Origin of the sequence: Albidovulum aestuarii (assembly GCF_029961185.1) — a bacterium.
GTDB lineage: Bacteria > Pseudomonadota > Alphaproteobacteria > Rhodobacterales > Rhodobacteraceae > Albidovulum > Albidovulum aestuarii.
Map to the genome: position 1 here is coordinate 735,938 of NZ_JASBQQ010000001.1, position 12,250 is coordinate 748,187.

Genomic DNA, 12,250 nt, shown 5'->3' on the forward strand with positions numbered 1-12,250 from the left:
ATCTTAAGGATGTACTCGACCTGTCTTTTTAGACATGACCCGACACTCAATCTGAACGTATTCGTTCAAAATCCGGCTCTCCCGGAGGTTATTTTTCAATTTGCAATGCAATTTGCGACTGTTTGCGTGCTTACATTTACCAATTCGCAATCAGTGACGTAGCGTAACCCTATAGAATCATTTGACCACCCCGGTTAAGGTTCCCATGCGCAACCACACCGCAGCACGACTACCGGAACGGAGAAATTGGATGAAGGCGTTCGGCATCGAGCGGTTTGGCACCGCCCCCTTTCTCAGCGACCGAGCCATGCCGGAACCCGGCAAAGGAGAGGTTCGACTTCGCATCGCCACCTGCGGACTGAACTTCGCCGATCTCCTGATGGTTGAAGGCAAGTATCAGGAACGCCCCGATCCGCCACTGACATTGGGAATGGAGCCGACCGGCTGGATCGACACGCTCGGCCCCGGCGTTGACGGTCCACCTCCGGGCACGCGCGTCGCGGTCTACGCAAATTGCGGCGGGCTGGCCGAATATGGCTGCTTTCCCGCTGCACGTTGCATTCCCCTGCCCGAGGCGATGTCATTCGAGGACGCCGCGGCGTTTCAGATCACTTATGGCACAAGCCATGTGGCACTCGATCACAAGGCGCGGTTGCAACCGGGCGAGACGCTGCTGGTGCTCGGCGCCGCAGGCGGGGTCGGATTGACGGCAGTGGAAATCGGCAAGCGCATGGGCGCCCGTGTAATCGCCTGCGCGCGGGGGGCGGACAAACTGGCGGCAGCGAAAGCCGCCGGGGCGGACCATCTGATCGACAGTGAAGCGGACGACTTGCGAGACGCGATCCGCGCGCTCGGCGGGGCCGATGTTGTCTATGATCCGATCGGCGGCGACCAGTTCGAGTCAGCTTTCCGCGCCACCAAACCCGATGGCCGCATCCTCGTGATCGGCTTTGCAAGCGGCAAGGTGCCGCCAATCCCGGCCAACCACCTGCTCGTCAAGAACATCTCAGTGCTGGGCCTCTACTGGGGTGGCTATCTGAAGTTCCGGCCCGAGGTGCTGACCGATAGCCTATCCACCCTATTCGGCTGGTATGCCGAGGGCGGGCTACGGCCGCATGTCTCTCACATATTCCCGTTGGAGAAGGCGGGTGAGGCATTGGCGACCCTGCGCGACCGCAAATCAACCGGCAAGGTCGTCGTCCGCGTGGCCGAAGCGGAATAGGACTCGGCGATCTCAGTCTTCAGGCACTCCACCACCTCTCCCCGTGTGACCCCGGCATCGTAAAGGCAGATGCCCATGGTGCCGAGCGAGGGCAGTTCACCCGCACCACGGATTTCCGCCGTTCCTTCGGGAAGAAGCCCACGCATCCGCGCTGTCACAGCCAAGTCAGCCGCGACCATCGCCTGAATGGTGTCGTTCGATCGGCCGGAAAACGACATCTCCCACGGGACTCCGGCTTTATCTAGCGCCGCAACGGCGATGGGCCGGAAGCGGCAATTCTCTTCGAATCCAAGCCGCAACGGCCGCTGGTGCCATGCCACACCACCCGGCGCGCCGACCCAGACCAGCGGCAGTTCGCCAATGACACCCCCGCCCTCCCCGGGCGCTTCCTCGGTTGTCACGATCAGGTCGAACTCACCCTTTGCAAATCCCTCCTTCAGCATGTTCGTGAACGAGGAAACGAGGTTGATGCGTGCGCAGGGATAGACCGCGGCAAGCTGCTGCAAGACACGCGGGATCGCCGGATAGACGATATCATGCGGGACGCCGAGCCGGATTTCCGTCCTGCAATCTACGTCCGTCAGCCGCGACAAGGCCTCATCGTTGAGCGTCAGCATACGGCGGGCGTATTGGGCCAGCATCTCGCCTTCCGGCGTGAGTGTCAGCTTTCGCTGAGCGCGGGTGAAGAAGTTCTGCCCCAGCCCTTCCTCCAGCCGCTTGATCTGCATGGAAACAGCGGACTGAGTAAGGTTCAGAAGCCCCGCTGCCCGGGTCACACCGCCGGAATCCGCAACGGCCACGAGGGCGCGCAAAGCCGTCAGGTCCAGATTTCGGGGCATCATCACACTCCTTGATGATTTTCAAAACAATCATTCGTTTTCAGTATCCATCATAGACTGCCATATAAATCAAGTCTCTTGATAGAACGACTTGCAATCATCACGAAACACAAAGGAATGTGACATGGAAAACGCCCTCTCCCGCTCGCATATCGCAGCCCGCCCCGGCCTGATCAGCAAGCTGCGTGCGATGGTGAACCTGCGGCGCCAGCGCCGCGATCTGCACGCATTGAGCGACCACCTTCTCGACGATATCGGCGTCACAGCTGCGGATGCGCGGCGCGAAGCTGAGCGCCCGGTTTGGGATGTTCCGACGCATTGGAAGCGTTAATTGCCCCGGAAATGGTCCGAACCGCTTGAAATCCGTGTCATCCTTGCCGATATTTCCCGCGAGGGGGAAGCGGCATTGCCGTTACCCACAGGGAAACGCATCTGGAGGCTTTGATGGCTGACTTTCAAACGATCCGCACCGGCCAGGTCGGCGCACGGACCGTTGCGATCGACGAGGGGCTTCGCGCCCATATGAACAAGGTCTACGGGCTCATGTCCGCAGGCATGCTGATCACGGCGGCTGCAGCCTGGGCCATCTCAAATCTTGCTCTGACCGCTGATCCGTCCGCCGCCGCAGCCCAGATCGGGGCGGGCCGTTACCTCACCGATTTCGGGCTGACGCTCTACGCATCGCCGCTGAAATGGGTGATTATGTTCCTGCCGCTGGTTATGGTCTTTGCCTTCGGCGCGATGATCAACCGGATCTCGGCGGCCGGCGCGCAGCTCTTCTTCTATACCTTCGCAGCCGCGATGGGCATCTCGATCAGCTGGATCTTCGCCGTCTTTACCGGCTTCTCGATCATCCAGACCTTCCTGATCACCGCAATCGCATTCGCGGGCCTCTCGCTCTGGGGCTACACAACGAAGAAGGACATCTCGGGCTGGGGGTCGTTCCTGATCATGGGCGTGATCGGCCTGATCGTCGCCTCGATCGTGAACATCTTCCTCGGCTCACCGATGATCCACCTCGCGATCTCTGCGATCGGTGTGCTGATCTTCGCAGGCCTGACCGCCTATGACACGCAGAAGATCAAGAACACTTATATCGCCCACGCGCAGCACGGCGATGCAGAATGGCTTGGCAAGTCGGCGATCATGGGGGCGCTGAACCTTTATCTCGACTTCATCAACATGTTCATGTTCCTGCTGCAATTCCTCGGCAACCGCGAGTGAACCGGAACACAGCGAAATAGGAAAGGGCCGCCTTCGGGCGGCCCTTTTCTTTTCTGTTTCTCGTGCGTCCCGCAGTTCTGCGGAATGCGTTCAGGTGAGGTGGATTTGAACCCACCTTACGGCCTACAGCGACCCTTACAGACCTTTCGAGCGATAGCTCTTTGCGACCCGGTCAATGGCGACGATATAGGCCGCCATGCGCATGTCGGTCACGTCGTTGCGGCTGTGCCAGACATCGCTGATCGACTGATAGGCGGCGCGCATTGTGTCGTCGAGACCCGAGCGCACCAGTTCCAGCTCGCCCGCACCGCGCAGGTACTGATCCTTGAAGCCAGGCGACAGCGTCCAGCCCAACCCCTTGTCGGACGAAAGCCGTTCCAGTTCGTCGATAAGAAGCTGGTGGCGGCTTTCTTCCTGACGCCGCTGCATGCGACCGAAGCGGATGTGGCTGAGGTTCTTGACCCATTCGAAATAGGACACAGTCACACCGCCCGCGTTGGCATACATGTCGGGGATGATCAGCGTACCCTTGTTGCGCAGGATTTCATCGGCACCCGCCGTGACCGGGCCGTTCGCGGCCTCGATGATCAGTGGAGCCTTGATGTTCTCCGCATTGGACAGGTTGATGACCCCTTCCATCGCCGCCGGAATGAGAATGTCGCAGGGCTCTTCCAGCACTTTCGCACCGTCTTCGACATAGGTGCCTTCCGGGCAGCCCTTCACGCCGCCATTCGCCGCGATCCAGTCGCGCACCGCCTGAACGTTCATGCCCTTGTCATTCACCAGCGCACCGTCGCGTTCGAGGATGCCAGTGACCAAAGCGCCATCTTCGGTCGAGAGGAAGAGGGCCGCGTGGTAGCCCACATTGCCGAGGCCCTGAACGATGACGCGCTTGCCCTCAAGTTTGCCCGAGAGCCCCGCAGCCTCCATATCCTTCGGGTGGCGGAAGAATTCACGCAACGCATATTGCACGCCCCGCCCCGTCGCCTCGACCCGGCCGGCGATGCCGCCCGCGTTCAGGGGTTTGCCGGTGACGCAGGCCGCGCCGTTGATGTCGGTCGTGTTCATCCGCTTGTACTGGTCGACGATCCAGGCCATCTCGCGTTCACCGGTGCCCATGTCGGGGGCGGGCACGTTCTGGGCCGGGTTGATCAGGTCGCGCTTGATCAGTTCATAGGCAAAGCGTCGGGTGATGAGCTCCATCTCATGCTCTTCCCACTCGCGCGGGTCGATGCAGAGGCCGCCCTTGGAGCCGCCGAACGGCGTCTCCACAAGGGCGCATTTATAGGTCATCAGCGCGGCCAGCGCCTCCACCTCATCCTGATTGACCGAGGTGGCGAAACGTATACCGCCTTTCACGGGCTCCATATGTTCGGAATGAACCGAACGGTAACCAGTAAAGGTGTGGATAGCGCCCCGCAGACGAACCCCGAAACGAACCGTGTAGGTCGAGTTGCAGACGCGGATCTTTTCTTCAAGCCCGGGTGACAGATCCATGACCTTCACCGCGCGGTTAAACATAAGATCTACGGATTGCCGAAAGCTCGGTTCTCCTTTGAAGGCCATCGTTTTCTCCCTGACTTGTCCACGGGCGCTGTTTGATAAATTGGTTTCACGCCGGTCGTCACGGTAGAACAAACGGCCAAGAACCGATCGCCCACCCGATTGCGGCCATGCAACAGCATTACCCTTACGACTTGATTATCAGAGAAGGGTCGAAAGGCAAGCGAGATGCCTGAAGACGATCCGGCTTTCGATCGACCTCGGCGATGCTAACGGCGCAGGAAATACGACTTTGGAGGGCGATTCGGATTGTCACAGGCCCTATGATTGTTTGCCTGTTGGACACGATAGGCGGCATTTTGCACAAATAGGACATCACGCAAGGGCCAATACACGATCCATTCATGTATGCGCCCAAATTTCGCCACAACTTCCACGGTATCTATCCCCTCGGGCCACACACGGGCCTTTTGCTTGTATTGCGCTGCCACCACCAAGCCCGGCGTACGAGGAAGGATAAGGTATGAAACAGCTCGTCAGAGCGCGGTCGAACTCCGCAGATCCCTCTTGCCGTATTCTGGCGCTTCGGTCGGCCATGCAGCGTTTCTCGCGCGAGGAAGATGGGTCTTTGATCATCTTCGGGCTGTTCGCCTTTGTGATGATGCTCCTTCTCGCCGGCATTTCTCTGGACCTCATGCGGTTCGAGGAACGCCGCACACGCCTGCAGGCAACGGTCGACCGGGCTTCGCTCGCAGCTGCTGACCGTCAACAGACCTTGCCGCCCAAAGAAGTGGTCAAGGACTATTTCCGCAAGGCCGGTCTCAAGCCGCCCGCAGACAACGAGATCATCGTGACCGAGGGCGCGTATGGCGAGTTCCGCCGTGTCCAGGTGAATACGTCCGAACAGATGCCGACATGGTTCATGACGCTTGTCGGCGTTGACGAACTGTCGACACCGGCGGCATCCGTTGCTGAGGAAAGCATCGGTCAGATCGAGATTTCGCTAATTCTCGACATTTCGGGATCAATGGGCAGCAACCAACGGCTGGTTAACCTGAAACCCGCCGCCAAGCAGTTCGTGGACCAGATGTTCGACGGGACGGAAGGCGGCAAAGTCTCGATTTCGATCGTGCCGTATTCGACCCAGGTCGCGATGAGCGATGAACTGGCGTCTTACTTCAACCTGTCGAGCGAGCACAGCTATTCGAACTGCATCGAGTTCACTTCAGGCGATTTCACCCGCACATCGCTCGACTTCGGGACAAACCCCGGCGACCGCGTCTATCAGCGCAACGGGCATTTCGATCCGTTCTATAAGAGCCGTCCGACGACCCTCCTGAACTGCCGCAACACATCAAGTGCCGAGATCCTTCCCTTCGGTGGCAACCGTGACGCGCTGAAGGCCCATATCGACGGTCTGAGCGCCGCGGGGAACACCTCAATCGACATCGGCATGAAATGGGGCGCAGCCTTGCTGGATCCTTCGATGGCGGGCGTTGTGGACGGCATGATCGATGCCAACAAGCTCCCGGTAGAATTTTCGGATCGCCCCTATCCGTTCGACACCGAAGGAGGCAACGGCGAGTCCGTCAAGGTCATCGTGCTGATGACCGACGGGCAGAACACGACGGAATATCGGCTCGACGACAACTTCTCCGGCAAGCCGGGTGGCGTTGACAGTCGCCTCTACTCTAACACCTGGTATCAATCCAACCAGCCGGGCGACAAACGGCAGTACTCCTACTACGACCCCAACCGTTCGAGCAGCAACAAGTACTACTCGTTCCACACCCAAAGCTGGCTTGCCGAACCCTTTGGAGACAACAGTGGCGATCTTGGTGATGCAGTCCCCATGACCTGGCCCGAAGTCTGGAACGACATGTCTATCCGGTACTTCGCGGACAATATCGTCTACGACGCTACGGGTTCGAGTTCCCAGCGCAACTACTTCCGCAACGCGCCATACAACGGCTATTCGTCGACCAAGGACTCGACGGTGACGGCAATGTGCGACCTCGCCAAGTCGAAAAAGGTGCGAATCTACACAATCTCGTTTGAGGCGCCGACCTCGGGTCAGCAGCTTCTCCAGAATTGCGCGACCACGACATCGCACCACTTCGCCGTGTCAGGGGCAAGCGGCATCAGTGACGCGTTCTTCAACATTGCGACATCGATTAACAAGTTGAGGCTTACCCAGTGACGATCCGTATAACAGCATCAGTGCGCGACTGGCTCGCGCGCAAGGCCCGGGACGAGGAAGGTTCCTCAACAATCCCGTTCATCATGTTCCTGCCTTTCTTCATGATGCTGATCCTTTCATCGCTTGAGATGGGCGTGCTCATGATGCGGCATGTCATGCTGGAACGGGCACTCGACCTGTCGGTCCGTGACCTGCGCCTTGGAAACTGGAGCAACCCGACACACGACTCATTCAAGAAGGTTGTCTGCAACCGTGCCGGCGTCATTCCCGATTGCATGAACGCCATTCTCGTCGAACTTCGGCCCGTCAGCACGGTGACGTGGCAACCGCTCTCGTCGGGCCCGACCTGCGTGGACCGGGCCGCCCCGATGCTGCCCGAGGATATGCCGGAATTCGACCCGGGCGAAGGCGATGAAATGATGCTGATCCGCGCCTGCATCAAGGTTGATCCCGTATTCCCGACCACTGGGCTCGGGATGCACCTGCCGAAGGACAATACCGGGGCCTATGCGCTGGTTTCGGCTACTGCCTTTGTGAACGAACCGGATCGGGGGACCTGACATGTCAATTTTATCCCGTCTGAAGCTGCGGACATCAAGGTTTGTCGATGAAACCGAGGGCAACATGCCGATCGAGGGGCTTTATGCCGCGATCCTGCTCTTGTGGTGGTATGTCGCTTCGTTTCAGTTCTTCGATGCGTTCCGCCAAAAGAACGTCAACCTGAAGGCCGCTTACACAATCGCGGACCTCGTCTCGCGTCAGAACACGTCGGTCGACGCGGACTATATCGACGGCTTGCACACGCTGTTTGACTACCTGACCTTCTCAAACAAGCCCACTTGGGTACGGGTATCCAGCGTTTCGTTTAACTCGACCGACAACAAATACAAAGTCGCCTGGTCTTACGCGTCTGGCAACACACAGGGTCATTCGGATGCCAGTATCCAGGCCGAAAAGAACCAGATCCCAACAATGCCGGAAGGCGACTTCGTGATCATCGTCGAAACCAACATGGCCTATGAACCGATCTTCAACATCGGGCTCAATGCACACTGGTACACGACCTTTATTCCGACCCGTCCGCGTTTCGTGCCTTGTGTGCCGTTCAACCGCCACGATGGTTCGCTGGAAGCCTGCGTTTACGATACCAGTGTCGACCCGGACGGCGAAGTGCACGATGACGGTGCCATCAACCTGACGGTCGATACGGATGACAGCAGCGGGACCGGCAGCGGAACCTGATCTGACGACCGAAACACGTTTGGCGCCGCCTGCTAAAACAGCGGGCGGCGTTGCCCGTTCAGGAGGCGCCCGCCGCGCCGCGACGCGCTGCAATGATATCGGCCATGGCACGCCCCTCGCTGCCCGAGATAACGCCCCCAACCCCGACCCGCCTTCCCAGACGCCACCAAAGCCCCGGTGCCCAGACCCGCGGCTGCGCGGAGTTCAGACGCAAGACGAAACCGTTCGACGGTTTGAATGCGAAAATACCGCGCTCGACGCTTTCGATCTGATCAAGCCGCGCCACAAGCGTACCGTCGGTGTCCATCAGCGCCTCATCTGTCAGAACCAGCCCGTGTCCGGTCGCCCGGAACATGCGGACGCAACCTGCCAGCGCGATGACGCCGAAAATCACAAGCATGATCTGCAGGCCCGCCGATTCCGGCGGTCGAAGGAAGGCCAACAGTTCCAGCAGCACCCCAAGTGTTGCCATGACACCTGTCGCGAAAAAACGGCGCGGAACTGACGGTGTTATGCTGGCCAATATCTCCGGCTGCCGCTCTTCCATCCGCTTCTCCTCGCGTCGCGCCCTGTGCGCCGAAGCACAAGCCATGTTGAGACCGGGCGCGAAACCCCAATGTGCCGTCGTCGTTTTGCCCCTATATTAGGGCCATCGCAACAGGAGAAGCCCGAATGTCGATCCGTCCCGTTCTCGAAACCCGCGCGGCCCGCCCGACGATGGAAGGCGCAGGCGTGCACTTGCATCGTGCCTTCGGCTTTCAGGACCCGACCGAACTGGACCCGTTCCTGCTGTTTGACGATTTCCGAAATGAGCGGCCGGAGGATTACCTGCGCGGATTTCCATGGCATCCCCATCGTGGGATTGAGACGATTACCTATGTGCTGGCGGGCACCGTCGAGCACGGCGACAGCCTCGGTAATACCGGGCGACTGGGCGCGGGCGATGTACAGTGGATGACCGCCGGGTCCGGGATCATGCATCAGGAAATGCCGCTTGGGAACGCCAAGGGGCAGATGCACGGCTTTCAGCTCTGGGCCAATCTGCCCGCGTCGCTGAAGATGACCGCCCCGCGCTATCAGGACGTGAAATCACCGGATATCCCCGAAATCACCGATGATGACGGCACGGTGGTGCGGGTCATCGTCGGAACTTTCTGGGGTCGGACCGGCCCCGTCGATGGCATAGCCGCCGAACCGCAATACCTCGACATCTCCGTCCCGGCAGGAGTGAAAAAGACATTCAAGGTGGACACTTACCGGCGCGCCTTCGCCTATGTCTTCGAAGGGTCCGGACGCTTTTCTGACGCGTCCCGACCGCAGGGCGTCCTACTGGAAAAGGAGGTGATGGGTGAGGAGGTCAACATCCGCGACATGTCGGGCAATCGTACGCTGATCCGCTTCGGCACCGGCGACGAGGTGACGGTACAGGCAGGCGATCACGGCATCCGGTTCCTGTTGATCTCCGGCGCGCCGCTCGAAGAACCTGTCGCCTGGCATGGGCCCATCGTGATGAACACCAAGGCCGAGCTGATGCAGGCCATGTCCGACCTCAGGAACGGCACATTCATCCGCCCAGCCAAGTAGGGGGAACCGGTGGAAAAGTTATGACCAAAACTTTTCCACCGGACCGGAATAATTTTGATCCAAAATTATTCCGGTCCTTCAGGCCGCAACGGCCTTCCTGACCATGTCCCAGTAGATGTCGCCAACGCTGTCGCGGCTCAACCTTCCGCCTTCCCGGTACCAAGTATTGACCCCGGTCAGCATGGCGATGATGGCGAGGGTCGCGAGTTTTGTGTCCGGAGTTGAAAATGCGCCTGCCTCGTGGCCCGCGCGTAAAATCCGCTCCAGCCGGTTTTCATATTCGCGCCTTAAGCCTTCAATGATTGCGAAATTCTCCTCCCCGAGATTTCGCAACTCCATGTAGGACAGGAAAACCGCGTCCGGCCGGTCGAGATTGAACCGGATATGAAAACGGACGAAGGCCTCAAGCCGGTCCAGTTGCGTCCCGCCAGTCGCCTCCGCGTCCCATGCGACGATCAGATCGTCCATATGGCTTTTCAGAAGTTCGAAAAGCAGCGTCTCCTTGTCGGGCGTGTAAAGGTAGAGCGCCCCCGCCTGAACCCCGACCTCACCCGCGATCTGGCGCATGGACACGGCGGCATACCCATGACGGGCAAATAGCTTCAACGCAGCCGCACGAATGCGGGGACCAGTGATTTCAGAATGCGATCCGGTTTTTCGTGCCATGGCCCTATGTTATATGAACAAACGTTCAATACAAGCGCGATGCGCCACAGGCGCTTGTCCTGAGCGCAGAGCAGAGAGTAAAGTCGCCCCGCCAACCGGAGACCCCGATGCGATCTGTGACCCTTCTCTGCGTTCTCCTGCCCGTTGTTCTTTCAGGCTGCGCCGCGTTGCCCAAACGGGATCGCGCGGCGGCGACCCAGGCGGACTGGCCGGTCCTGCTGACGATCGAGGACCTCACCGCCCCGCCCCCCGCCGAAGCCGACCCGACCGAGGCGCTGGAGGCCCGCGCAGCGGCATTGCGGGCGCGGGCGGCACTGCTCGCCGCCACGGATATCTAGGCCCTAAGGCGCAGTGCGGCACCCGACAGATTGCATGCGCCCGCGCGAAAGGCTAACACCGCGCGACGATTGGCGCTGAGCCGACCCTTTCTGACGGAGTTTCCCATGTCCAACCCCCTGCGTCTTGGCATCGCCGGCCTCGGCACGGTGGGCATCGGCACTGTCAAGATCGTGCAGAACCACGCCGACCTTCTCGCCCGCCGGACCGGACGGGCCATTTCAATTTCCGCTGTCTCGGCCCGCAGCCGCACGAAGAACCGCGATGCCGACCTTTCTGCATACGGCTGGGAGGACGATCCCGTCGCGCTCGCCAAACGCGAGGATGTCGATGTCTTCGTCGAGTTGATGGGCGGTGAAAACGGTGTGGCCAAGGCCTCGATCGAGGCCGCCATTGCTGCCGGCAAAGACGTCGTCACCGCCAACAAGGCGCTTCTGGCCGTCCATGGTCAGGAACTCGCAGTGGCCGCCGAGGCCAAAGGCCGGGTGATCCGATTTGAGGCCGCGGTGGCGGGTGGCATCCCCGTCGTAAAGGCGCTGACCGAAGGGCTCGCGGGCAATGAAATCCGCCGCGTCATGGGCGTGATGAACGGCACCTGCAACTACATCCTTACCCGGATGGAAAATGCCGGCCTGCCTTACGCAGAGGTTTTCGAGGAAGCACGCCAACTGGGCTATCTGGAGGCCGACCCCAATCTCGACGTCGGCGGCATCGATGCCGGTCACAAGCTGAGCCTTCTGGCTTCCATCGCTTTCGGCACCAAGGTGTCGTTCGACGCAGTGGAACTGGAAGGGATCGGCCGCATCTCTATCGACGATATCCGCCGCGCCGCGGACATGGATTTCCGCATCAAGCTTTTGGGCGTCGCGCAGATGACCGGACGTGGCCTTGAACAGCGCATGTCGCCATGCCTCGTTCCCGCCGACAGCCCGCTGGGCCAGTTGCAGGGGGGCACCAATATGGTTGTCCTCGAAGGCGACAGCGTCGGCCAGATCGTGCTGCGCGGTCCGGGCGCGGGCGAAGGCCCGACCGCCTCTGCTGTAATGGCCGATGTCGTCGAGATTGCGCGCGGCTGCCGGGTGTCCACCTTCGGCCAGCCTGCGACCTCGCTTGCCGATCCGGTGCCAGCCAAGGCCACCGCGCCCGCGCCCTACTACCTGCGCATGGAACTGTCCGACAAGCCGGGCGCGCTCGCCAAGGTGGCGACGATCCTTGGTGAGGAAGGCGTCTCCATCGACCGGATGCGGCAATACGGACATGCTGATACTGATGCCCCGGTGCTGATCGTCACGCATAAGACGACCCGCGACTCGGTCAATCACGCGTTCAAACGCCTGCCTGCGACCGGTGTCGTCATCGGCGAACCGGTGGCGATCCGCATCGAAACCGTCTGACGGCGAGTCCCGGGGGCCTTGCCCTGCCGGGCCCTGACCG

Annotated in this window: 13 protein-coding genes; 9 read left to right on the forward strand and 4 right to left on the reverse strand. The window is 60.3% G+C overall.

The annotated features are described in order from the left end of the window. Positions 1 to 250: 250 nt before the first annotated feature. Positions 251 to 1,222, forward strand: coding sequence for an NADPH:quinone oxidoreductase family protein (locus QKW60_RS03785; protein WP_282366553.1), 972 nt, complete (start codon positions 251 to 253; stop codon positions 1,220 to 1,222). Here the strand turns inward: QKW60_RS03785 and QKW60_RS03790 are convergent. Beyond that, positions 1,123 to 2,061 carry a LysR family transcriptional regulator gene (locus tag QKW60_RS03790; protein ID WP_282366555.1) on the reverse strand — a complete coding sequence of 313 codons (939 nt, stop codon included), beginning with the start codon at positions 2,059 to 2,061 and terminating at the stop codon, positions 1,123 to 1,125. The genes QKW60_RS03785 and QKW60_RS03790 overlap by 100 nt on opposite strands. Before the next feature lie 124 nt (positions 2,062 to 2,185). Here QKW60_RS03790 and QKW60_RS03795 point away from each other — a divergent pair, with 124 nt between their 5' ends. Both QKW60_RS03795 and QKW60_RS03800 read left to right on the forward strand, forming a co-directional pair. Continuing rightward, entirely contained in the window at positions 2,186 to 2,392 is a 207-nt protein-coding gene (locus QKW60_RS03795) for a DUF1127 domain-containing protein (RefSeq protein WP_282366557.1), read from the forward strand. Between the two features lie 113 nt (positions 2,393 to 2,505). Further along, positions 2,506 to 3,285, forward strand: a complete 780-nt coding sequence (locus QKW60_RS03800) for a Bax inhibitor-1/YccA family protein (protein WP_282366559.1) — start codon at positions 2,506 to 2,508, stop codon at positions 3,283 to 3,285. Positions 3,286 to 3,420: 135 nt separating this feature from the next. Here the strand turns inward: QKW60_RS03800 and QKW60_RS03805 are convergent, their stop codons facing one another. Then, entirely contained in the window at positions 3,421 to 4,851 is a 1,431-nt protein-coding gene (locus tag QKW60_RS03805) for a Glu/Leu/Phe/Val family dehydrogenase (RefSeq protein ID WP_282366560.1), read from the reverse strand. A gap of 565 nt (positions 4,852 to 5,416) precedes the next feature. On the opposite strand from QKW60_RS03805, the gene QKW60_RS03810 reads away from it, so the two are divergent. From QKW60_RS03810 to QKW60_RS03820, 3 genes are all read left to right on the forward strand, one after another. Then, on the forward strand, positions 5,417 to 6,988 hold the full coding sequence (locus tag QKW60_RS03810; protein WP_282366562.1) for a VWA domain-containing protein: 1,572 nt from the start codon (positions 5,417 to 5,419) through the stop codon (positions 6,986 to 6,988). Then, positions 6,985 to 7,548 carry a TadE/TadG family type IV pilus assembly protein gene (locus tag QKW60_RS03815; protein ID WP_282366564.1) on the forward strand — a complete coding sequence of 188 codons (564 nt, stop codon included), beginning with the start codon at positions 6,985 to 6,987 and terminating at the stop codon, positions 7,546 to 7,548. Before QKW60_RS03810 ends, QKW60_RS03815 begins: the two co-directional genes overlap by 4 nt. A 64-nt stretch (positions 7,549 to 7,612) precedes the next feature. Next, positions 7,613 to 8,230, forward strand: coding sequence for a pilus assembly protein (locus QKW60_RS03820; protein WP_282366566.1), 618 nt, complete (start codon positions 7,613 to 7,615; stop codon positions 8,228 to 8,230). 58 nt (positions 8,231 to 8,288) lie between these two features. Here the strand turns inward: QKW60_RS03820 and QKW60_RS03825 are convergent, their stop codons facing one another. Further along, on the reverse strand, positions 8,289 to 8,702 hold the full coding sequence (locus tag QKW60_RS03825; protein ID WP_282366568.1) for a hypothetical protein: 414 nt from the start codon (positions 8,700 to 8,702) through the stop codon (positions 8,289 to 8,291). A gap of 200 nt (positions 8,703 to 8,902) precedes the next feature. Here QKW60_RS03825 and QKW60_RS03830 point away from each other — a divergent pair, with 200 nt between their 5' ends. Beyond that, complete coding sequence (locus tag QKW60_RS03830) at positions 8,903 to 9,814, forward strand: pirin family protein (RefSeq protein WP_282366570.1); 912 nt, start codon at positions 8,903 to 8,905, stop codon at positions 9,812 to 9,814. Between the two features lie 78 nt (positions 9,815 to 9,892). On the opposite strand, the gene QKW60_RS03835 is transcribed toward QKW60_RS03830, so the two are convergent. After that, entirely contained in the window at positions 9,893 to 10,480 is a 588-nt protein-coding gene (locus tag QKW60_RS03835; RefSeq protein WP_282366572.1) for a TetR/AcrR family transcriptional regulator, read from the reverse strand. A gap of 107 nt (positions 10,481 to 10,587) precedes the next feature. Between QKW60_RS03835 and QKW60_RS03840 the strand changes: the two genes are divergently transcribed. Together QKW60_RS03840 and QKW60_RS03845 are read left to right on the forward strand one after the other, a co-directional pair. Further along, a complete protein-coding gene (locus tag QKW60_RS03840; RefSeq protein ID WP_282366574.1) occupies positions 10,588 to 10,818 on the forward strand; it encodes a hypothetical protein in 231 nt (76 codons plus the stop codon). Positions 10,819 to 10,923: 105 nt separating this feature from the next. Then, on the forward strand, positions 10,924 to 12,210 hold the full coding sequence (locus tag QKW60_RS03845; RefSeq protein WP_282366575.1) for a homoserine dehydrogenase: 1,287 nt from the start codon (positions 10,924 to 10,926) through the stop codon (positions 12,208 to 12,210). Positions 12,211 to 12,250: the final 40 nt, after the last annotated feature.

Excerpts from the sequence above, each read along its gene's own strand:
- QKW60_RS03845 (WP_282366575.1), top strand. The coding sequence starts at position 10,924 with ATGTCCAACCCCCTGCGTCTTGGCATCGCCGGCCTCGGCACGGTGGGC.
- QKW60_RS03795 (WP_282366557.1), top strand. The coding sequence starts at position 2,186 with ATGGAAAACGCCCTCTCCCGCTCGCATATCGCAGCCCGCCCCGGCCTG.
- QKW60_RS03835 (WP_282366572.1), bottom strand. The coding sequence starts at position 10,480 with ATGGCACGAAAAACCGGATCGCATTCTGAAATCACTGGTCCCCGCATT.
- QKW60_RS03840 (WP_282366574.1), top strand. The coding sequence starts at position 10,588 with ATGCGATCTGTGACCCTTCTCTGCGTTCTCCTGCCCGTTGTTCTTTCA.
- QKW60_RS03830 (WP_282366570.1), top strand. The coding sequence starts at position 8,903 with ATGTCGATCCGTCCCGTTCTCGAAACCCGCGCGGCCCGCCCGACGATG.
- QKW60_RS03820 (WP_282366566.1), top strand. The coding sequence starts at position 7,613 with ATGCCGATCGAGGGGCTTTATGCCGCGATCCTGCTCTTGTGGTGGTAT.
- QKW60_RS03800 (WP_282366559.1), top strand. The coding sequence starts at position 2,506 with ATGGCTGACTTTCAAACGATCCGCACCGGCCAGGTCGGCGCACGGACC.
- QKW60_RS03825 (WP_282366568.1), bottom strand. The coding sequence starts at position 8,702 with ATGGCAACACTTGGGGTGCTGCTGGAACTGTTGGCCTTCCTTCGACCG.
- QKW60_RS03785 (WP_282366553.1), top strand. The coding sequence starts at position 251 with ATGAAGGCGTTCGGCATCGAGCGGTTTGGCACCGCCCCCTTTCTCAGC.
- QKW60_RS03790 (WP_282366555.1), bottom strand. The coding sequence starts at position 2,061 with ATGCCCCGAAATCTGGACCTGACGGCTTTGCGCGCCCTCGTGGCCGTT.
- QKW60_RS03805 (WP_282366560.1), bottom strand. The coding sequence starts at position 4,851 with ATGGCCTTCAAAGGAGAACCGAGCTTTCGGCAATCCGTAGATCTTATG.